The organism is Chloroflexaceae bacterium, assembly GCA_025057155.1.
Lineage (GTDB): Bacteria > Chloroflexota > Chloroflexia > Chloroflexales > Chloroflexaceae > JACAEO01.
Genome location: JANWYD010000004.1, coordinates 125,040 through 145,638 on the forward strand (window position 1 = coordinate 125,040; position 20,599 = coordinate 145,638).

Here is a 20,599-nt window from a genome sequence, read left to right on the forward strand (position 1 = left end):
CGAAGCTCCCTCACGCCGGGGCTGGCGTCGAGAGGAGCTTATTGTGTTTTGTGAGCGTGGCGTATGACGACGCGAATCTTAATCGCCGATGACGATCCGCTGATTCGCATGAACCTGCGAGAGATGCTGCAAGAGCAGGGCTATCTGGTCGTAGGTGAAACCGGCGATGGGTTGAGCGCGGTGAATCTCACCCGGCAACTGCGCCCGGAAGTGGTGTTGCTTGATGTGAAGATGCCGCATATGGATGGCATCGCCGCGGCGAAGATGATACACAACGAACAGCTTGCGCCGGTGTTGTTGCTCACTGCCTACAGTTCGCGCGAGCTGGTTGAGCAGGCGCGGGCCGCCGGAGTGCTGGGATACCTCCTTAAACCGGTGCGTGACGCTGAGTTGATGGCGCTCGTCGAAGTAACTGTGGCTCGCTGGAGCGAACGGGTCCAGCGCCGCAAGGAACTGGCGCAATTGCAGGAGCGGCTGGAGACGCGCAAACTGGTGGACCGGGCCAAGGGCTATCTGATGGACCACCAGGGCCTGAGCGAGGCCGAGGCTTTCCGCAAGATCCAGCAACTGGCGATGAACAGTCGCAAGACGATGCGCGAGGTGGCGCAGGCCATCTTGCTTGCCAGGCAACTGGGCGCCTGACAGCGCTCTGATCCTCTCCCCGAAACATCTCCCTGTTGGCCCTGCGGTACAGGCGCCTGCCCACGGGAATGGTTCCAGGGCAAACCAGTGATCCTGCGCCCATTCATGAGAAGTGAACGCTTTCGCGCTCTTCTTTCACCATGTTGTAAAGCTGCGGGCGAGTATGGTTATGGTATCCTCACCTCGCGGAACAAGCGAAGGAGGCGACCATGGCTCACATCGCCCCAAAACAACCCTGTCTGACGCGCCATGCCGTGATCCTGGCCGCTGGCGAGTCGACCCGCACTCGCCCGCTCACGCTCCATCGCCCAAAGCCCCTGATCCCGCTGCTGGGGCGCCCGCTCCTGGCCCACATCCTGGATGCGCTGGCGGGGCTGGTTGAGCGGGTCACGCTGGTGGTTGGATACCGTGCGGAGATGATCGAGGCGGCGTTCGGGAAGGAATATCGCGGCATGGCTCTGCGCTACGCACGGCAGGAGGTGATGAACGGCACCGCGGGGGCGCTGCTGGCGGCCGGCCCGATTGACGAGCCGTTCTTCCTGCTCTATGGTGATAATCTGGTGGCCCACGAGGATATCGTCGGGGTGTGTCGGGGGCGTTACAGCGTGGCCGGGCTACGTGTGGCCGATGCCCGTTCCTTCGGCGTGCTGGAGATGATTGACGGAACGGTGCGCCGGATCATCGAGAAGCCGGCGGACCCGCCGCCCGACGCCCTGGCCAATGCTGGTGTATACCACTTTGATGGAGCGGTCTTTCCGCTTCTGGAGCGGATCGAGCCTTCACCGCGCGGGGAGCTGGAACTGACGGACCTGATCGGCGCCCTGGCGGCGGAGCGGCCCGTGCAGGCCCATCGGTGCACGGGCCACTGGGTTCCGGTGGGAACACCGTGGGAGGCGCTGAGCGCGGCGCAGTTTTTGCTGGCGCGGCGGGGAGCGGAGCAGGTCTGGCTGCACCCCGAGGCGCGGGTAGAGCCGGGGGCGCGGATCATCGGTCCGGCGGCGCTTGACGCCGGCTGCGTCGTCGGGGAAGGCGCGATTGTCGCAGCCTCGGTTCTCTGCGCGGGCGCGGTCGTTGGTCCTGGAGCGCGGGTGATTTCCTCGTGGCTCGACGACGAAGCGCGTGTTGGCGCGGGCGCCACGCTGGAGGCGCGGGTGTTCGAGGAAGTGCGGCCCGTGGCCGAGACGCGGGAGGTGCTGAGCCGCACGCAGTTGATGACGCGGGGGGCGGTAGTGGCGCGGGGCGCCAGCGTGCCCGACGGAGCGGCGGTGGCGCCGGGGAGCATTATCAGAGCCTGAGCGGATCTGGTGGGGGGCGGGGAAAGCCGGCTTCTCCGCCCCCCGCCACCCGACTCAGGTCATCCCGGCGGGAATGAGCAGAGGGACAGCGGCTTTCTCGCCCTCTGCATTAGGAATGAAAACCGGGATGGTCGGGCGGCGCATCCCGTTCATCCCATGCGTCCGGCAAGGCCGGGGCGCGATCGATCCGCCTACCACATCCGTTGCAGGAGATTAAGCAGGTCCTCCTCAGTAGCATCGCGCGGGTTCCAGAACATCGCCGCTTCGACGACGGAGAGGGCGGCAAGTTCAGGAAGGGCCGACTCAGGGATCTCAACATCGCGCAGGCGGAGGGGCAGGCCGCAGTCGGCGGCCAGGTTCTTAACCGCGGTGATCCCGTCGGCAATGACCTCTTCGTCGCTGCGCCCGCCGACATTCACCCCCATCGCGCGGGCGATGCGCACATAGCGCTCGGGCGCCACAGGGGCATTAAACTCCATGCCATAGGGCAGAATAATCGAATTGAGCGTCCCGTGGTGCACAGGGTAGCGGCCGCCAATGGCGTGGGAGATAGCGTGCACCACGCCGAACCAGCTATTCGAGCACGCCACGCCGGCCATGCACGAGGCCAGCAGCATCTGGCTGCGGGCCTCAAGGTTGTTGCCCTGGTGCACGGCATCGCGAAGATGGTTGGCAATAATCTCAATTGAAGCCAGGGCCAGGCTATCGCTGAAGGGATTGTTTTCGGTCGAGACGAAGGACTCGATGGCGTGGGAGAGGGCATCCATCCCGGTGGCAGCCGTCAGACGCGGGGGAAGGGTGAGGGTCAACTCGGGGTCGAGCACCGCGATATCGGGCATCAGATAGCGACTGGCGAGACTGATCTTGCGGTTCTCGTCCTCGTCTTTAATCACGGCGACCACGGTGACCTCGCTGCCGGTGCCAGCGGTGGTCGGGACGGCGATCATAGGCGTCAGCGGCTGGATGATCGTATTGTAGCCTTCATACTGGGGGATCTCGCCGCCGAGGGTGAGCAAGATGCGCATCCCCTTGGCCGTATCAATCGGGCTGCCGCCGCCAAGGGCAATGAGCAAGTCGGCGCGGGCGGTGCGGGCCGCCTCGGTGGCCTCATTAACGGTTGCCAGCGACGAATTGGGGGGCACATTATCGTAGATGCCCACCACTTCGGCGAAGCCTTCGATGCCCGCCAGCACCGGTTCAAGCAAGCCAGCCGCCACCACCCCCTTGTCGGCGACGATAAACGCGCGTTCCGCGGCAAGTTCCTGTACCAGGGGGCCCAGTTCCCGTGCCAGGCCCGCCTTGTATTGTACTCGCGCCCTCAGGCCGAACTCGAAAAACTCCTGCATACCCCACCGTCCTTTGGCTCACTGCGTCATGCCGTGAGTCCATTATACGCGGCCTGTGAAGGGGGGCGGGGCATCAACGGAGGCGACGCACGAAATAGTCTGGGAGGGCGCAGCCCTCCCAGGAAGAATCTAGTTTTATGAAGACGGGGGGGCTGCGTCCCTATCAGGTGGAGCGTTATTAAGGAATAGGGGGTGGTCGCTAACTCCTGATGCGCTAGCGTTCGGCCAGGAGCATAGCGATGTAGTTGAGGGTGGCGCGCCGGGCCTGGGGATGCAACTGGCGCCACAGGTCGAGCAGCCGAAGCTCGTCGGCGCTGCTCACCGCGGTTGGAGGAAGGGCAGGCAGGGCGGGAGCGCTCGAGAGAGGCGTATGATTTAGCCCCGGCTGTGGGGCGGCAAACTCGGGGGTAGCCGGCGCGGAGACTGCTGCGGCGCTCTCTTCGGTAGCGGATCGGGCGGGGGCAAGGGCGCCGCCGTGTTGCTGCACCGTGTTGGCAATGATCACGCTGGCCATCTCGTAAGCCGGCACGCCAAGCACCTCTGCCAGGCGCCGGGCCTGATCGGCATCGGGGAGGGTCTGATTGTGCAGGTAGTTGCGCAGCGCTCCATCACTGATTTTGGTCGCACGGGTCAGTTTGGCGCGAGAGAAGCGGCCCTGCATTTTCGACTGGAGCCACTCGCCGAAGTTAGGAGCGGCAGTCGGCGTGAGTTGCATCCGCCGGCGCACCTCCTCTACCGGCATATCCAGGGCCTGGCCGATCAATTCAAGGGTGCGCTGGCGGGGGCGCTGGGACGTGCCGCTGATAAACTGGCGGAGCGAGATCGCGCCAACATTGATTGATTGGGCGTAATTGCTGAGCGACTGCCCATTCTCCATAGCCGCGTAAAAGAGCAAGACCGACAGGGGCGCATTTTCAGGAATAGTGCCATTGTATGGCATAGCCAGACTCCTACAGAGCCACGAGCGGCCCTCAAAACATTGCGTAAAACCCGATAAAACCTGTCCGCCATTCTGGCGCCAGCCTCTTCGTTGTCAGCTGGCATCCATACGGCTGCGAGCGAGAGGGTGTCGCGTTCTGAGGCGTTTCTCTCTGCCGAACCTTCCGCATAGAGAACATGACAACCTGAAGTTGCCACGACGCCAGACATGGCAAAACAACGCCGAGTATAGAGAACGGCCCGATAGCGGGCGGGAAACCACGGCGCGCGCCGTCTAACCTGGTCGCGATATGCTTCCTCTATGGTTCTAAGATAATAGTATTAGCTATTATCACGAACTATTCGCAGTATACGTCAACAGATCTATCCTGTCAAGTGTTGGACAGGATTATGTTTATCGAAAGATCATTTCCATCGCTGATCAACACGGTTTTCTGTGGCTGGTCGCTATCGTTGCTGCCAGGGGGCACAGAAGGATGATCTACGAGTATGGCTCAGGCTGTGTTACAATCGGTTTGCCTTACTGGAGCGGCCCCACGCGTCGGTGTTCATAATGTGGACGTAGGATCATCGCGCATCCCGCGCTGCTGCCTGAAGGGAGGGGGCTGGCACTCTAGCGGAGCGCAACACAACCGCCTGTTCTCGTCCTCCCGGCATGTTGATGTGCGGCGCAGCTACATAGGGTCTGAAAAACAGGCTATATGCCGTAACAATGACACGTTCACCCTTTAGCGTAGACGATCTGTACGAATTGAAGTGGCTGGAGGATGTGCGCATTAGCCCGGACGGGCGAACCGTGGCGTATGTCCAGGTGACGGTTGAGCGACAGGCCAATTCCTACCGTCGGGCAATCTACCTGGCGCCGGTCAGGGGCGGGCCGCCGCGCCGGTTCACGGCTGGCGCGCCCCAGGAGCGGCAACCACGCTGGAGTCCGGATGGGACGCGCCTGGCCTTCGTCTCCGACCGGGACGATGCGCGGGGGCAGATCTACCTCATCGCACGTGACGGCGGCGAAGCCCAGCAACTCACCGCTATGCCCAACGGTGCGAGCGAACCGGTCTGGAGTCCTGACGGGCGGATGATCGTCTTCCTCGCACCAGTGAGCGAGGAGGAGCGCCGTCGCGAGGATAGCGGCGCGCCGCCGCCGCCCGCCGACGCCTGGGAAGCGAAACGGGCCGAGGAGCAGCGCCAGCATGACGAAGAGCGCAGCAACGATCCGCGCGTTATTACCCGGCTGCCCTATCGAAGCGGGACGAGCTTTTTCGACGGGCGCCGCCGGCACCTCTACCTCGTAGAGGCGCCGAAGGGAGATATTGACACCCTGCCAACGCCGCGGCGTCTCACCGATGGCGACCTGCACTTTGGCCCGCCAACGTGGATGCCCGATGGCACGGCTCTGCTCACTACTGCCATGCGCGACCCTGAGGCTGATTCGCTCTTTGCCTACTACGACGTGCTACGCGTGCCCCTCACCGGCGAGCAGCCTGTCGTGCTCACCGGTCCAGGCTTCTCATACTTCGATCCGCAGCCCTCGCCTGACGGCAGCCTGATCGCCTTTCGCCGCCTGAGCGAGGCGCGGCTGTTCGGTGAAGGCTGCCGGGTGGCGTTCATCCCCGCTGCGGGCGGCGAGGTTACCGACCTGACCGCCCATACCGATCTGGACGTCGAACGCTTCCTCTGGCGACCCGACGGCGCCGGGGTGCTCTTCTCCGCCGGCTGGCATGGCGATGCGCACATCTACAGCATCGGCCTGCCAGGCACGCCCACCTTTCCCGGCGGGGAGACCGTGGTCGGCGGGCGGCGCATTGTGAGCGAATTTGATGTAGCTCGCGATGGGAGCATCGCCTTTATCGCCGGGAGCGCCGACAACCCCTGCGATCTCTACATCCGCGCGCCCGACGGCGCCGAGCGCCGCCTGACGGAAATTAACCAGTCGCTTCTTGATCGGCGTATTATCGTGCCGATTGAGGAGGTGCGCTACCTGGCGCCCGATCAGCAGGAAGTGCAGGGGTGGGTGCTCTATCCGCCGGACGCGGAGGTCAACGGGTCGCCCGCTCCGCTAATTGTTTGCATCCATGGCGGCCCGCATACAATGTGGGGCCCAGGCTTTCGCACCATGTGGCATGAGTGGCAGACGCTGGCCGCCGCGGGCTACGTGGTATTCTTCTGCAACCCCCGCGGCAGCGATGGCTACGGCAATGGCTGGCGCGACGCCATTCGCGGGCGCTGGGGTGAGGCCGATGCCCCGGATATCCTGGCCGGGGTGGAGGCGCTTATTGCTACAGGCCGGGTGGACCCGCAGCGCATCGGGGTGACCGGCGGCTCATATGGGGGCTACATGACCGCGTGGCTGCTCAGCCACTCCGACCAGTTCGCCTGTGGCGTGGCCGCCCGTGGCGTCTACAATCTGATCACCCTGCATGGCACCTCGGATGCCCATGAATTGATCGAAATTGAGTTTGGCGGCTATCCCTGGGAACTGGCCGAGGAACTGTGGGAGCACTCGCCCCTGGCGCATGCGCACAAGATCAAGGCGCCACTGCTGTTGTTGCACAGCGAACTCGATTATCGTGCGCCGATCAGCGAGGCCGAACAACTCTTTGCCTTTCTTCGCCGCCAGAAAAAGGTCGTCGAACTGGTGCGCTATCCCCGCGAAGGTCATGAACTCACCCGCAGCGGCGAACCTGACCATCGCGCCGACCATCTGCGCCGGACCCTGGACTGGTTCGAGCGTCATTGCAAGAGGAAATAGACTGAAAGAATCATGCCGCGTTCGTACACATATTCTTCGCGCCTTGCTTCACAGTGAAAGGCTTTTTCTTTGTGCTCCCCGGCGGGTCTCCTGGCAGTAAACCTGATTGCTCAGTTGCATATGCAACTGTTCGTTGAAGTATTACTGTTGAATCATCCTTCAATGCTCTGCTGAGTGTCACACGTTGCACAATTTTTGCAATTAGTCTGAAAAAAGGACTTCTCAAATGGGCATGGCTGTGGTAAACTTTCGGTTACAAGCAGCGTCACGTAGCAGCGCGAGTTTCCCCGGTACCCCCGGTCTCCCCGCCCGCACGACCTCCAGGCCCGAGGCACAGCACGGGACGTTGTGACGCCGTTGCACGCCTGTGAGGCGAGGCGTGCGCGGTGCGCCGCATGGCATAGGCTGAAGTGAGGAGCGCAGGGGATGCCCCTGCCATTGCTGTGCTACGGCGATCGCCTGGCACGCAGGAGTTGGACCGGAATGCAAGTGAAGCTCTTTGTCGGCAACCTGGCCTGGAGCGTTGATGATCAAATGCTGGAGGGCGTGTTCAGCCAGCATGGCGATGTCCAGAGCGCGCGCGTCATTTATGATCGCGACACCGGCCGCTCGCGCGGGTTCGGGTTTGTCGAAATGGACGTTGAGGATGTGTCGTCTGTGATCCGTGCGACCGATGGCCTGTCCGTGGCTGGCCGGCCAATCCGTGTCAACGAAGCCGAAGACAAGGGCGGTTTCCGCGGTCCCCGCCGTGACAGCGGCGAACGCGGCGGGTATAGTGGCCCACGACGGTACTAGTCGCCCTCATCGAACTGGAGTGCGCCTCGGCCAGTTCCTTAGCGTTTGCAACCTTCACCCTCTGTCGCATGACAGGGGGTTTTTCTTATGGGTATTGCTTAGTGGTCTGTAAATGAGGCATCTTGATTTTTTACCACTGAGGACGCTGAGGCACTGAGGACGCTGAGCGGGTCGATCGTTTCGTGATAACCTTATAGTATGTATGAGACGCTGCTCCAACTGGCTCCGCAGGGGCTATACTGCCCGCCGGGCGATTTTTTCGTTGACCCCTGGCAACCGGTGCCTCGCGCGGTCGTTACCCATGCCCATAGCGATCACGCCCGTCCCGGTATGCGGGCGTATCTGACCGTCCGCGAGGGTGAGGCGACACTCCGCGCCCGCGTTGGCCCTGATGCCTCCATCCAGACGCTGGCCTACGGCGAGCCGCTGCGCGTGAATGGCGTAGAACTGTCGCTGTACCCTGCCGGGCACATCCTCGGCGCGGCTCAGGTGCGTGTCGCCTATCGAGGCGAGGTATGGGTCGTCTCTGGTGATTACAAGACCGAAGCCGATCCCACCTGCGTCCCGTTTGAGCCGGTGCGTTGCCACACTTTCGTTACCGAAGCGACCTTTGGCCTGCCGATCTACCGCTGGCGTCCTCAGGCCGAGGTTTTTGCCGGCATTCATAGGTGGTGGCGGGCGAATCAGGAGGCCGGGCGCGCCAGCCTGCTGTTTGCCTATGCACTGGGCAAAGCCCAGCGCATCCTGGCGGGCCTCGATCCTTCGATTGGCCCCATTTTCTGCCACGGGGCAGTTGAACGCTTCAACGGCGTCTATCGCGCCGCCGGGGTCGCCCTGCCACCTGCCGCCTACACCGGCGCAGCCGGGCGTGAGGTAGACTGGTCTCGCGCCCTGATTATCGCGCCGCCCGCGGCGCAAGCGAGCGCCTGGACGCGCCGCTTCGGCGAAGTTTCGACCGCCTTCGTCTCGGGATGGATGCGAATTCGCGGGGCGCGCCGCCGGCGCGCCGTGGATCGCGGCTTCGTGCTGTCCGACCACGCCGACTGGCCCGGTCTGCTCGCCGCGATCGCGGCCACCGGCGCCGAGCGGGTGTGGGTGACCCACGGCTACAGCGCCGTGCTGGCCCGCTGGCTGGCAGAGCAAGGACTTGACGCCCGCGCGATCGCCACGCGCTTCGAGGGCGAGCAGGGCGCAGCAATGGGTGAGGAGGGGTGATTCCTCACCCTCCCCCCAACCCCCTCCCTCTCCACCGTAGGTGGAGAGGGAGGGGGCGCCGAGCGCAGCGAGGCGGGGAGGGTGAGAAGCAGCACCCCGCTGCCGGGTAGAGGGGCGTGCGGAACCCCGGTTGTTCCATACCCTAGAAGTGCAGGAGATCGATGGATGCGCGCTTTTGCCGAATTGTATGCCGCGCTGGACGAGACGACACGGACCAATGAGAAGGTCGCCGCTTTGGCGCGCTACTTTGCCGCCGCGCCAGCGGACGATGCAGCGTGGGCGCTCTACTTTCTTAGCGGGCGCAAGCCGCGCCAGGTGATCAGCTCGCGCCGTCTGAGCGAGTGGGCGATCGAGGCTGCCGGCGTGCCTGCCTGGCTCTTCGGGGAGTGTTACGACGCAGTGGGCGATTTTGCCGAGACTGTGGCCCTCCTGCTGGCCGATACACCGCTGGCGTCTGCCACGGGCGCGCCCGCCGGGCTGGCCTTCTGGATCGAGGAGCGCCTGCTGCCTCTCCGCGAGGCGGATGAGGCCACCCAGCGGGCGGCAGTATTGCGGGCCTGGTCCGAACTCGACCAGCCGCAGCGGTTCTTGTGGAACAAGCTGATCACCGGCGGCTTTCGCGTGGGGGTGTCGCAGCGGCTGGTGGTTCGCGCCCTGGCCCAGGTAAGCGGCGTGGAGGATACCGTGATCGCCCACCGTCTGATGGGCGACTGGACGCCGTCAGCGGACTGGTACCGCAGCCTGCTCGCCGTTGAACAGGCCGACGCCGATGCGAGCCGGCCCTACCCCTTCTTCCTGGCCCATCCGCTGGAGGATGACCCGGTCAGCCTGGGGGCGCCCGAGGAGTGGCAGGCCGAGTGGAAGTGGGACGGCATCCGCGCCCAGCTCATCCGCCGCGAAAGGCACTGCTTTCTCTGGTCGCGCGGCGAGGAGTTGATCACTGAACGTTTTCCCGAGCTGGTCGCGGCGGCCGCGCGTCTCCCCGATGGCACAGTGCTCGACGGCGAGGTATTGCCCTTCCGCGACGGGGCCGTGCTGCCCTTCAGCCAGTTGCAGCGCCGCATCGGGCGCAAGCAGCTCACCCGCAAGATCCTTGCCGAGGTTCCGGCGGCGCTGTTTGCCTACGACCTGCTGGAGGCAGAGGGCCACGACCTGCGCGGCGCGCCGTTGCACGAGCGCCGTGCGCGGCTCGAACAGATCCTTGATTCCGGCGACGATGCCATTCGCCTTTCGCCCCTGGTGGCGGGGAGCACCTGGGAAGAACTGGCCGCGGCGCGGGAGCGCAGCCGCGAAGTGAATGCCGAGGGGCTGATGCTCAAGCGTCGCGCCTCGCCTTACCGGGTCGGGCGGGTGCGGGGCGATTGGTGGAAGTGGAAGGTGGCGCCGTACACAGTGGACGCGGTGCTGATCTATGCCCAGCGCGGCAGCGGCAAACGGGCCAGTCTCTACACCGATTACACCTTCGGGGTGTGGGACGGGGATGCGCTCGTGCCCTTCGCCAAGGCCTACTCCGGACTGACCGACGCCGAGATCCGCGAGGTGGACGCCTTCGTGCGCCGCAACACCGTCGAGCAGTTTGGACCGGTACGAACGGTGCGCCCGGAGCTGGTGTTTGAACTGGCCTTCGAGGGGCTACAGCCATCAACGCGCCACAAAGCGGGCATCGCGGTGCGTTTCCCGCGCATCCTGCGCTGGCGCCGCGATAAACCGCCGCGTGAAGCCGACACCCTGGACGCGGTGAGGGCGATGGTGAGGGAGGGGTGATGCTATTTCGGATTGTGGATTTTGGATTTTAGATTGCCGTACATGGCGTCCCGAGGAGATCTGGCGATGATGGATGTGTCCTGTGCAACACTGGTTTAAGCAGCGTCGAGCTGCAGCAGAGAGGGGAGCCACGCTCCCCTCTCTGCTGTAGCTTCGGATGCGATGAGTCTTGTGCGGTTCCAGGCGCCGATTGGCAATCCGCAGTCGCGCCCTACGGGGCTTTCTTCACCGCCTCCAGCAGCAACTCAGCGATGTCGCGGCGTTGCAGGGTTTCGTCGCGGCCGGTATTTTTGGCGGCGTCCTCAAACATCACCATGCAGAAGGGGCAGCTCATCGCCAGCGTCTGGGGCTGGTTCTGGACCAGTTGCTCCAGACGGAGGTAATTGACCTGCTCCTTGCCCCAGCCCTCCAACCAGACGTTCCCGCCGCCGCCGCCGCAGCACATCGCCCGCTCGCGGTTGCGCTCCGGCGCTTCGACCAGCTTGATGCCGGGAATGCTCTGCAATACCTGGCGGGGTGGTTCGAACACATCATTGTAGCGCCCGATGTAGCACGGGTCGTGGTAGACCACGGTCTGGTTGATTGGCTGAAGCGGTTTGAGTTTGCCGCTCTTCACCAGTTCATCGAGCAACTGGGTGTGGTGCACGACTTCATACTCCGTGCCGGCCCCGCCGCCGAACTGGGGATACTCGTTCTTGATGGTGTTGAAGCAGTGGGGGCAGGTCGTCACGACGCGTTTGAAGCGGTACTGCTTCATCGTCTCGATGTTCTGCTGCACCTGGGACTGGTAGAGCAGTTCCTCGCCCATACGCCGGGCCGGGTCGCCGTTGCAGGTCTCTTCTTCACCGAGGATGGCGAAATCCACGCCTGCCAGTTGCATGAGCTGAACGAAGGCGCGAGCGACGCGCTTGCTACGCTCGTCGTAGCTGGGGGCGCAACCGACCCAGTAGAGCACTTCGGCCTCTTCCTTTTCGGCCATCACCGGCACGTGAAGCCCCTCGGCCCAGGCGGTGCGCTCGCGCTGGGGCAGACGCCAGGGGTTGCCGGCCCGCTCGATGCCTTCAAGCACCCGTTTGACCCCGGCGGGCACCTCGCTGGCAATCATCGTCAGATGGCGCCGGGCGCCCACGATATCGTCCACGTGCTCGATCATCGCCGGGCACTCGTAGACGCAGGCATAGCAGGTGGTGCAGCTCCAGAGTTCATTCTCGGTGAACAGATTGCCATAGAGCGGCACGGTTTCCACGTCAATCGCGGCGTGGCCATTGCCGTTCCCGTTGCGCTTCCCGTGCTCTTCGCCGGCCTCCAGATCCTTGACCAGCTTGACCGTGCCGTCCTTGAAGCGGATCGGCTCCTCGCGCATCAGGTCGTGCAGCTTGGTGATAATATACTTCGGCGACAGGTCGGCGCCGGAGGCGTGAGCCGGGCAATTGGCCTGGCAGCGCCCGCAGCGCATACAGGCATCCAGGTCGAGGCGCTGCTTCCAGCTCAGGTCGGCGAGGGTGGCGATACCCAGGCGCGGCTCGTCCTTCTCGATCTCCGCCTCCAGGTCAGGGATGGGGTCGAGGGCGCCCTGGGGGGTGGTGTCGCGGAAGAAGGTATTGAGGGGCGTATAGAAGATGTGTTTGAACTTGCTGAACGGCAGAGTGGCGATGAAAGCGGCGGTGGCGCCGGCGTGGGTGAACCAGAGCGCCTGATGCAACCCCAGGGCCACGGGATTGCCGTCGCCCAGACCGATAGCGCGGAACAACCCTGCCAGGCCGAAGCCTACGAAGGACAGGAGCGCCCAGCTCTGCTCGTAGGTGTAAGTCAGACACTGCTCGTGGCTGGGCCAGCACTGGTTGGCGATGCGCAGCCCTTCGATCAGGAACCCGCCAATGCCGAGAAAGAGCAGCACCGCGAGCACCCAGGCGTCGGTGCGGCGGCTGTCGAGGCGGGGTTCCTTGCGCTGGTAGCGCCGCAGGGTCGCCCAGAGCAGCCCCAGGACGAAGACCAGGCCCAGGGTGTCGAGAATAAGTTCATACGCCTGGTAGAAACCGCCAACCAGGATCTTGCCTGCTTCTTCACCCATCAGCGGAACGGTAAAATCCTCTTCCACGGCGATGATATCCGTGCCGATGAAGAGCGCCAGGAAGCCGAAGAAGATCAGCGCGTGCATCGAGCCGGGCCGGCGGTCGCGCAGCACCTTCTTCTGGCCAAAGAGTTGCACCAGAAACTCCGCCGCGCGGGAGGGGATCTGGTCGAGCCGGGGATCTGGACGTCCTTTGCGCCAGCGGCTAATGTCGCGGATAATGCCCCAGGACATCACGACCGTGGTGACGATGATGAGACTGTAGAGGAAGAGCGAACCGTAGGGTTGGGGGATGTTCCAGTAGATTTCGCGGAGCGCAATGACTTGCTCTTGCTGCATGGTGCCGCTGCACCTTTCTAGAGCTTCGGGTCGTGGAATTCTTGCGTATCATAACATCTGCGTCGTAGAGCGTCAAAGCGAGGTTTGTTAACGAAATGCGCGACAATCATCACTATTTGGACGAGACTGGTTTGCTCGAAGCCCTGCTGCGCATTCCCTCGCCTTCAGGTCAGGAGGAGGCGGCGGCCCGGTTCCTGGTCGAACAGATGCGTTCGTTTGGCTGGGAAGCCTTTGTTGATGCGGCGGGCAATGCGGTAGGGCTGGTTGGCGCGAGGGGGCCGCTGGTGGTATTGCTGGGGCACATTGACACCGTACCCGGCGCCGTGCCGGTGCGGATCGAGGCGGGTAAGCTCTACGGTCGCGGAGCGGTGGACGCCAAGGGGCCGTTCGCGGCCTTCATCGCCGCGACGCGCCGCGTCGAGCTGGCCGGGCGCCTGCGCTGCCGTGTGGCCCTCATTGGTGCTACGGAGGAGGAGGCTGCCAGTTCCCGGGGCGCGCACTACGCCCGCGACCGCTACGCCCCGGCCTTTTGCGTGATCGGCGAGCCGAGCGGCTGGGATCGGGTGACCCTGGGCTACAAGGGTCGGTTGCTGGTCCACTACCGCCTGGAGCAACCCGCGGCCCATAGCGCTGGCGAGCTGCCCGCAGCCCCCGAGGTGATGGTGGCCTTCTGGCGGGCAGTGGAGGCTCACTGCGCCGTCTACAATGCCGGGCGTGAGCGGCTCTTCGAGCGGTTGACCCCCTCGCTGCGCCGGGTAGCCAGCGGCGGCGACGGTCTTACCGACTGGGTGGAGGCCACGGTGGGGTTGCGTCTGCCCGAAGGGGTGGATCCGGCCACCCTGGTCGAGACTCTTTCCACCCTGGCCGGCGAGGCCGCCCTGCGCTTCGAGGGGGCCTGTCCCGCCTTTCGCAGCCCCCGCACCACGCCGCTGGCGAGCGCCTTCGTGCGGGCCATTCGCGCCCAGGGGGGCCAGCCGGGCTTCCTCCACAAAACCGGCACCGCCGATATGAACGTGGTTGGCCCGGCCTGGGGCTGCCCGATCGTCGCCTATGGCCCCGGCGACTCGCGGCTGGACCATACGCCCGATGAGCACCTGGATCTCGCTGAGTACCAGCGGGCCATCGCCGTGCTGACCGAGGTCCTGGCGGGGTTGGAGTGAGAACATCCCACGAGGGGAAATGTAGTCCTCACCCACTCCCCGGCCCCCTCCCTCTCCACTGCAGTGGAGAGGGAGGGGGCGCCAAGCAGAGCGAGGCAGGGGAGGGTGAGGTGCGGGCGGGGGCGTGGGGAAACCTGGTTTCCTCATGCTCCTGCCAGACGAGAGGGCGAAGGTCTTCCAGGAAAATCCTTCGGCCTCCCACCGAGGCGTAACTGGTGCGAACAAGTGTTTCACGTGAAACGGGCTGGACGGAGGGCATGGGAGCATGTCCGTGATCCTGATCACCGGAGCGGGCGGTTACATTGGTTGCAGCCTGGCCCGCGCTCTACGCGCCCGCGGGGCCGCGGTGCGCGGTCTCGACCGCAATGGCGCCGCGCTGGAGGCACTGGCCGCCCTGGGGGTGGAGCCGCTGGTCGCCGATGCCAGTGACGCCTCGGCGCTGGCGGCGGCCCTGAAGGATGTGGAGGTGGTGTACCATCTCGCCGGCTCGGCTCTGGGCAGCCCGGAGATGATCCGGCGCTCGAACGTAGGTGGCGCGGAGGCCCTGGCTGCAGCTTGCGCGGGCCGGCGCCTGCGCGCGGTCGTGTTCGCCAGCAGCGGGGCGCTCTACCCCAGTAGTTCGAGCTGGCTCACCGAGGAGACGCCGCCTGCGCCTTCGTTTCATTACGCCCGGGCCAAAGCCGAGGCTGAAGGGGTGCTGCTGGAGGCGTACCGGCGCGATGGCACGCCAGCGCAGATCGCCCGCATCGCCGCCGTGTATGGCCCGGACAGCCCGGCGTTAATGATCGAGCAGGTGCGACGGGGGCGCTTTCCACTGATCGGCGGCGGGAAGGGCTTTGCCTCCAACATCCACCTTGATGATCTGATCGAGGCCCTGCTGGCCATGCCTGAGCGGGGCCAGCCCGGGCGGATCTACAATCTGGCCGATGATCAGCCCGCGCCGGTCCGCGAGTTCTACAACTACCTGGCGGCCCTGCTCGGCGCGCCGCCTCCGCCTTCCATGCCTCCCCTCGCCGGGCGCATCCTGGTGCGGCTGATCGACGCCGTGAGCCGCCTGCGCGGCCGGTCCAACCCGCTGCCGGTGGATCTGGTGGCGATGGCTTCAGTGTCGCACCGCATGGCGAACCGGCGCATGCGTGAGGAGTTAGGGGTGCGCTTGCGCTATCCTTCGTACCGTGAGGGCCTCCCGGCGGCGCTGAAAGTCGAAGTGACGTTGAGGTAATTTGTTGTCCTCACTCGCCCCCAAACCCTGTGCCTCCCCGCCGCGGATGCAGTAGGAGCGGGCGCTGAGCGCAGCGAGGCGGGGAGGGTGAGAAGTGGCGCGGTCGCGTTTCCATCAGGAGGTGCACCGGCATGCGAACCAGCGTCTGGCTTGTGCGCCACGGGCAGACCCGCGCCAACCTGGAGCGGCGCTACCTGGGCGTCGGCGACAGTCCGCTCACCAGCTACGGGCGCCTGCAGATTGAGGCGCTGGCTGCCCGCCTGCGCCCCGTGCCCTTTGGCGTCGCCCTGGTCAGTCCGACCGAGCGCGCGCGTCTGACCGCGGAGGCCATCCTCGCGGGACGGGCCGGGGTGGACGTGCGCCTGGATGCGCAGTGGGCCGAGGCGCACCAGGGCCGCTGGGAGGGATTGACCTACCGCGAGGTGCTGGCGCGTTACCCCGATGAAGCCCGCGCGCGCTGGGCCGACGGTCTTGATGGACGGCCTCAGGGAGGGGAGAGCCTCGCCGAGGTGCACGCGCGCGTGTCGGCAGCCTGGGTCCGCCTGATCGAGGAGCATCGAGGGGGGCGCGTGCTGGTGGTCTCCCACGCCACGCCCATCCAGTTGGCGCTCTGCATCTGTCTGGGCCTCGCTCCCGACGCATACTGGCACTGGCGCATTGACCTCGGCGGCATCACCGCGATTGATGTGTATGCTTCAGGACCCATCGTGCGCATGGTCAACGAAGTGCCGCGGATCGGGCGATAGCGGGGCAGAACATGACCAGCGAAAGAATAAGCTATGCAGCACGACCCGTATCACAATTACCGCTGGAATCCCTGGTCAGTCGTAGTAGGCATTGGCGAGGCCATCCGCTTCTTAACAATCATCCCGCAGCCCTGGCTGCCTCCGACGCATGAGCGCAGCGCCGTCATAGCCATCCCCTGGTTCCCCGTCGCGGGACTGGTCATTGGCGCGCTGCTCTGCCTGGTGGGCTGGCTGGCCGGCTGGTTCTGGAGTGATCTGGTAGCGGCGGCGCTGGTCGTGGTAAGCTGGGAAGTAATTACGGGCGGGCTGCATCTGGACGGCTTGAGCGACACCTTCGACGGGGTGTTGAGCTGGCGCTCGCCCGAGCGTAAACTGGAGATCATGAAAGACAGCCGCATCGGGGTTATGGGCGCGCTGGCCCTGATCGCCGTGCTGCTGTTGAAGGTCGCCCTGCTCGCCGGCGGCGGCGCGGCCTGGTGGCAGGCCGCGCTCCTGGCCCCGGTGCTCGGGCGCTGGGCCGCTTGCTACGCGATCTTCTTCTTCCCGGCAGCGGCGGCGGGGGGCCTGGGACGCGCTTTGCACGACCAGGCGCGGCGCGCCGACGTCATGGTCGCCAGCGCCACCACGGTGGCGCTGGCGGCGCTGGTGGCCGGCGCGGGGGGCCTGGCGGCCCTGCTGGCCGTCTGGGCTGCGACGCACCTCCTCGCTCGCTGGTGGACGCGCAGCCTTGGCGGGTTGACGGGTGACACCTACGGCGCCCTCTGTGAGATCGCCGAGGTAGTAGCCCTGGCGACCCTGACCGCCAGGCCGATCTTTGGAGGGGGGTAAAGGCGATTCTGGGGGGCGTTCTCCCAAACCCTCCCTGCGGGCCGGGGCGTGGGGAAGCCAGGTTTCCCCACCTCCCTCCAACCGGTAATCGGCGTCGCTCCTCCCCCCCTCTCCACTATAGGTGGAGAGGGAGGGGAATTGGGGGAGGGTTAGGAAAATCCAGCTTCGCCGCCGGGAGGGCCTGGCTCTCCCGCCATGGCGTATTCTTACCTCAGGAATCACGCGTATGAATGAACTTCCCCCCAGCTTTACCATTCTGGCCCTGGAGACCTCGTGCGATGAAACCGCGGCGGCAGTGGTGCGCGGGGGGCGCGAGGTGCTGGCCAATATCGTCGCCTCACAGATGGACATGCACCAGCGCTACGGCGGGGTGGTGCCGGAGGTGGCCTCGCGCCACCACATCGTGACCCTCGTTCCAGTAGTGGAGGCCGCTCTGCAGGCCCTGCCGGGGGGGTGGAACGCCGTGCATGCCGTCGCCGCCACCCATGGCCCCGGTCTGAGCGGGGCGTTGCTCACCGGCCTCAACGCCGCCAAGGCCATGGCCTGGCAGCGCGGCTTGCCCTTCGTCGGCGTGAACCACCTCGAGGCGCACATCTACGCCAACTGGCTCGACACGACCCCGCCGCAGTTTCCCATCGTCGCCCTGGTGGTATCTGGCGGTCACACCGTGCTCGCCCTGCTGCGCGACCACGGCGACTACACCCTGCTCGGACAGACCCGTGACGATGCCGTGGGTGAGGCCTTCGACAAGGTTGCGCGCATTCTAGGCCTGGGGTATCCCGGCGGGCCGGCTATTCAGCAGGCGGCGGCGGGGGTGACCGGTGCGCCAGCCCTGCCCCGCGCATGGTTGCGCGACAGTTACGACTTCTCTTTCAGCGGCCTGAAGACGGCGGTGCTGCACCGGGTGCAGGAGCGGCAGGCGCGTGAGTCCCGCCTCCCTCGCACACAGGGGGCCACGCCCGCCCCGGCGCTTGATCCACAATTCGTGCGCCAGATGGCCTGGGCCTTTCAGGAGTCGGTGGTGGATGTGCTGGCGACCAAGACCGTAGACGCGGCGCAGCGGTACGGGGCCGCCGAAATCCTGCTGGCGGGAGGCGTTGCGGCTAACCTGCGCCTGCGCGACGAACTGGCGCGCCGCGCGCCGGTTCCGGTGCGTTACCCGCCTCTGGCATTCTGTACCGATAATGCGGCAATGGTGGCCGGGGCCGCGTTCTACCGCTTCGCCGCGGGAGTGCAGAGCGACTGGGATCTCGATGTGACCCCCGCGTTGCGTCTGGGGGCTACTTGACCAGTTGTGGCGCGTAATCCACGCGCGGATGGTAGATGGACTGCAAACTGTTGACGAAGGCCTGTTTGATCAGGGTCAGTTCGCGCATGGTGAGCGGTGCGTTATCGAGTTCACCCTCGCGCACGCGGGCCTCGATGATCGAGTGCACCAGTTCTTCCAGCACCTGCACCCCGGCGGGAGCCCCGTTGCGACCGCCGTTGCCATTGGCAGCGACCAGCTTCCCATTCTGCGCCTTCGAGCGCACCGTGGCCTCCACCGAGTCGGCCAGCATCAGGATTGCCTGCTCGCGTGTGTGAGGGCGCGGGCCCGGGTAGCGGAAATCGGCCTCGCTCACGCTATCCTCTTTCTGAAGGGCCTGCTGGTAGAAGTGGCGGATCAGACCGGTCCCGTGGTGCGTGGCGATGAAGTCCACGATCTGTTCCGGAAGGCCCGCGCTGCGGGCCATTTTGATGCCTTCGCGCACGTGATCAATAATGATCTGGGCGCTGGTGAAGGGGTCCAGGTCATTGTGGACGTTCTCGCGACCCATCTGGTTATCGGTGAAGAAATAGGGCCGGATGGTTTTGCCAATGTCGTGGTAGTACGCGGCGACCCGCAGCAGCAACGCGTCGGCCCCCACTGCCTCGGCGGCGGCTTCGGCCAGGTTGCCCACGGCGACGCTATGGTAATAGGTGCCCGGCGCCTCGCGGATCAGCTTGCGCAGGAGCGGGCGGGAGGGATGGGCCAGTTCCATGAGTTGCAGAGGCGTGACCAGGCCGGCGGCGCGGCTCACCACGTTGAAGACGCCAATCGCGAAGATGGCCGAGAGCGCTCCGTTCATGCCCGCGAAGAGGGTGACGGGCGCCAGATGCGTCATCAGGCTTCTGGCCGGTAGCGTCGGCTGGCTGATCAACCAGAAGGCCAGTTCGGCCACCAGCACTACGGCTGCCACACTCACTCCGGCCAGCAAGAAGGAGCGCAGGCGCTCGGCGTCGTGGGTCATCAGCACGGCGGCCACGCAACTGGCAAACAGCGTCAGCGCCAGGCTCAGAGCATTGTGCTCCATTACCCCGATGGTCGCACTCATCAGCACGGCGGCGGCCAGGCTGACGCGCCCGTTGAAGACGACGGTGAACGTGATCGCCACGGCGGCCAGTGGGTAGAAGAAGGTCCAATCGCCGACCGCGGGCAGCACCAGGCGCGCGACGATCAGCGTGAAGACGATCAGGCTGATCATTACCAGCAACGCGCGCGGGCGCCGGGCAATGGGGGGTTCAAAACTCAGCAAGTAAGCCATGAACCCAACGCTCATCAACGCCGCGAAGAGACCGCGACCGGCGATCCCTGCCCAGCTCAGGGGCGCGGGCATGGCGCCGGTCTGTTGCAGTTTCTCGATCGTCTCTGGGGTGATAATCTCACCCTCGCGCACGATGGCCTCGCCGGCCAGCACCCGCACCTGCTGCGGCGGCACGCTGTCGCGGGCGCGCTGACGGCGCTCGGCGGTGGCGACCTCATCGAGAGTGCGGTTGACCCGCAGGAACGCCTCGGTGAAGAAGCGAGCCAGATCGCGCTCCGGAGGGGACAGGTCGGTGGTGGCGAGCCAGTAGGCCAGCCAGCGCTCGCGCAACTGAAGCAGGGCGCGTTCGTCGAGGGCGTAGTCGTAGCGCTCGATGGCCCGGTCGTAGAGGGCGAGGGTTTGCCGGTGCACCTGCTCCCAGCGAGCGTCGCTGAGGGCGAGGATCTGCTCGGCCTGGTCCTCCGAGATTTGCAGAGTGGCGTTAGGCAGCGCCGCCAGTCTTGCTACTTGATCCTCGCGCTGAAGCGAAGGATCATCACGCACGCGGGTGATCGTCTCGATCAGCGCGCTGAGATCATGACGTTGCTGTACCGGGATCAGCGGATCGAAGACGTAGACCAGCGTATCGGGGTTGTTCTCGGCCTGCGCCCGGCGTTCAGCAGTACGCACCTCGCTAACGTAGGTCACCTCTTTAGGCGCCCAGATGCTCGTCGGGCTGGGTTGCCCCACTTCGAGGCGCCCATACTCGCCAGGGAGACTGAGGGTCAGCGCCACCCAGATCCCGATGAACAACAACAGACCCTCGAGGGTCAGAGTCAGGCGCAACCGACGGGAGAACGCTTCGGCCGGCTGGAGGGGGCGGAAGCGTGGCAGGCTGGAAACCCAGCGTCGTCGCGTGATATTCATATTTCCCGTGTCGCC

At 65.2% G+C, this 20,599-nt stretch carries 15 protein-coding genes; 11 read left to right on the forward strand and 4 right to left on the reverse strand.

The annotated features are described in order from the left end of the window. Positions 1–63 precede the first annotated feature (63 nt). Entirely contained in the window at positions 64–642 is a 579-nt protein-coding gene (locus NZU74_04505) for a response regulator (GenBank protein MCS6880571.1), read from the forward strand. 209 nt (positions 643–851) lie between these two features. After that, on the forward strand, positions 852–1,937 hold the full coding sequence (locus NZU74_04510; protein ID MCS6880572.1) for a sugar phosphate nucleotidyltransferase: 1,086 nt from the start codon (positions 852–854) through the stop codon (positions 1,935–1,937). Positions 1,938–2,128: 191 nt separating this feature from the next. Here NZU74_04510 and NZU74_04515 read toward each other — a convergent pair whose 3' ends face one another. Then, on the reverse strand, positions 2,129–3,283 hold the full coding sequence (locus NZU74_04515) for an iron-containing alcohol dehydrogenase (GenBank protein ID MCS6880573.1): 1,155 nt from the start codon (positions 3,281–3,283) through the stop codon (positions 2,129–2,131). Positions 3,284–3,497: 214 nt separating this feature from the next. Further along, the gene (locus NZU74_04520; protein ID MCS6880574.1) at positions 3,498–4,223 is read right to left on the reverse strand and encodes an XRE family transcriptional regulator; all 726 of its coding nucleotides are present in this window, start codon (positions 4,221–4,223) and stop codon (positions 3,498–3,500) included. A 711-nt stretch (positions 4,224–4,934) separates the two neighbouring features. On the opposite strand from NZU74_04520, the gene NZU74_04525 reads away from it, so the two are divergent. The 4 genes from NZU74_04525 (at position 4,935) to NZU74_04540 (ending at position 10,748) form a co-directional block, all read left to right on the forward strand. After that, entirely contained in the window at positions 4,935–6,974 is a 2,040-nt protein-coding gene (locus NZU74_04525; GenBank protein ID MCS6880575.1) for a S9 family peptidase, read from the forward strand. Between the two features lie 483 nt (positions 6,975–7,457). Further along, positions 7,458–7,769 (forward strand): RNA-binding protein, encoded by a 312-nt coding sequence (locus tag NZU74_04530; protein MCS6880576.1) that lies wholly within the window; start codon positions 7,458–7,460, stop codon positions 7,767–7,769. Between the two features lie 198 nt (positions 7,770–7,967). Continuing rightward, positions 7,968–8,984, forward strand: coding sequence for a ligase-associated DNA damage response exonuclease (locus tag NZU74_04535; protein MCS6880577.1), 1,017 nt, complete (start codon positions 7,968–7,970; stop codon positions 8,982–8,984). A gap of 165 nt (positions 8,985–9,149) precedes the next feature. Beyond that, positions 9,150–10,748 (forward strand): ATP-dependent DNA ligase, encoded by a 1,599-nt coding sequence (locus NZU74_04540; GenBank protein ID MCS6880578.1) that lies wholly within the window; start codon positions 9,150–9,152, stop codon positions 10,746–10,748. A 211-nt stretch (positions 10,749–10,959) separates the two neighbouring features. Here the strand turns inward: NZU74_04540 and NZU74_04545 are convergent, their stop codons facing one another. Further along, complete coding sequence (locus NZU74_04545) at positions 10,960–13,158, reverse strand: heterodisulfide reductase-related iron-sulfur binding cluster (protein MCS6880579.1); 2,199 nt, start codon at positions 13,156–13,158, stop codon at positions 10,960–10,962. Positions 13,159–13,274: 116 nt separating this feature from the next. On the opposite strand from NZU74_04545, the gene NZU74_04550 reads away from it, so the two are divergent. The 5 genes from NZU74_04550 to tsaD all read left to right on the forward strand — a co-directional run bounded on the left by NZU74_04550 (position 13,275) and on the right by tsaD (position 18,402). Beyond that, complete coding sequence (locus NZU74_04550; protein ID MCS6880580.1) at positions 13,275–14,318, forward strand: [LysW]-lysine hydrolase; 1,044 nt, start codon at positions 13,275–13,277, stop codon at positions 14,316–14,318. Positions 14,319–14,583: 265 nt separating this feature from the next. Next, the gene (locus NZU74_04555) at positions 14,584–15,540 is read left to right on the forward strand and encodes an NAD-dependent epimerase/dehydratase family protein (protein MCS6880581.1); all 957 of its coding nucleotides are present in this window, start codon (positions 14,584–14,586) and stop codon (positions 15,538–15,540) included. A 131-nt stretch (positions 15,541–15,671) separates the two neighbouring features. Beyond that, positions 15,672–16,286: a histidine phosphatase family protein gene (locus tag NZU74_04560; GenBank protein ID MCS6880582.1), complete on the forward strand. Its 615-nt coding sequence runs from the start codon at positions 15,672–15,674 to the stop codon at positions 16,284–16,286. 33 nt (positions 16,287–16,319) lie between these two features. Next, positions 16,320–17,114, forward strand: a complete 795-nt coding sequence (gene cobS / locus NZU74_04565) for an adenosylcobinamide-GDP ribazoletransferase (GenBank protein ID MCS6880583.1) — start codon at positions 16,320–16,322, stop codon at positions 17,112–17,114. 226 nt (positions 17,115–17,340) lie between these two features. Next, positions 17,341–18,402, forward strand: coding sequence for a tRNA (adenosine(37)-N6)-threonylcarbamoyltransferase complex transferase subunit TsaD (gene tsaD, locus NZU74_04570; GenBank protein ID MCS6880584.1), 1,062 nt, complete (start codon positions 17,341–17,343; stop codon positions 18,400–18,402). On the opposite strand, the gene NZU74_04575 is transcribed toward tsaD, so the two are convergent. Further along, positions 18,395–20,584, reverse strand: coding sequence for an HDIG domain-containing protein (locus tag NZU74_04575; protein MCS6880585.1), 2,190 nt, complete (start codon positions 20,582–20,584; stop codon positions 18,395–18,397). The two genes, tsaD and NZU74_04575, sit on opposite strands and share 8 nt — an antisense overlap. Positions 20,585–20,599: the final 15 nt, after the last annotated feature.